This is a genomic window from Streptomyces sparsus (assembly GCF_054776295.1).
The window spans coordinates 1-893 of the sequence record NZ_BAAHCA010001391.1 but is presented as its reverse complement, the minus strand read 5'-3'; the positions used below and the strand labels follow the sequence as shown (position 1 = coordinate 893).

Annotated in this window: 1 protein-coding gene; it reads left to right on the top strand. The window is 73.0% G+C overall.

Annotated elements, in window-relative coordinates; translation table 11 throughout:
- Positions 1–310 precede the first annotated feature (310 nt).
- Positions 311–799 (top strand): NUDIX hydrolase, encoded by a 489-nt coding sequence (locus ACYVE9_RS28625; protein WP_461030795.1) that lies wholly within the window; start codon positions 311–313, stop codon positions 797–799.
- Positions 800–893: the final 94 nt, after the last annotated feature.

The window sequence follows — 893 nt, the reverse complement described above, 5'->3', positions numbered from 1 at the left end:
AGCACGGCGAGCAGCACACCCTCCGGGCGTGCCTCCCGGTCGGCCGACACCAGCAGCGCCCAGCCCGCGGTGGCGCCGAGCAGGGCGGCTCCGGCGAGCACGGGCACCACCCGGCTGCGCTGTCCGTCCGCCGTCCGCACCGACGACGCCATCTGGCCCCCCGAACACTCCCGCCGCGGGACGCCCCGTACGGCCGGTGACTTCGACGGCTACCGTAACGGTTGGGGTCACGAATGTGGACAGCATGCGCAGAAACGATGCGCCCCCGGTTCGCGCCGAGGTGCGCCGGTCGGCCGCGTAGGCTCACCGCATGGCGACTCCCGAGTACATCCGCGAACTGCGGACCCACATCGGACAGCAACTGCTCTTCCTGCCCGGTGTCACCGCCCTCGTCTACGACGACCAGGGGCGGCTGCTGCTCGGGAGACGTGCCGACACCGGTCGCTGGGCGGTGCTCGGCGGCATCTGCGAACCGGGTGAGCAACCGGCGGACACGGCCGTGCGCGAGGTCTTCGAGGAGACGGCCGTGCACTGCGTGGTGGAACGGGTCGTGCTCGTCGAGACGCGGCAGCCCATCCAGTACGTCAACGGTGACGTCTGCCAGTTCCTCGACATCACGCTGCGCTGCCGCGCGGTCGGTGGTGAGGCGCGCGTCAACGACGAGGAGTCGCTCGAGGTGGGCTGGTTCGCCCCCGACGCGCTGCCCGAACTGGAGGAGTTCGGGCTGAGCCGCGTCAAACAGGCCGCTGCGGACGAGCCCACCTGGTTCTCCGGAGGCGGTCCCGCCGCGTCCGTGTAGCCGCCGGGGCAGGACGCGGCCGACCCGCCCGCACGGGCGGCGGCAGCGGTCGCCGGAGACGGTCATCGGCAGGCGGCCCCGCCGGAGCGTCGGG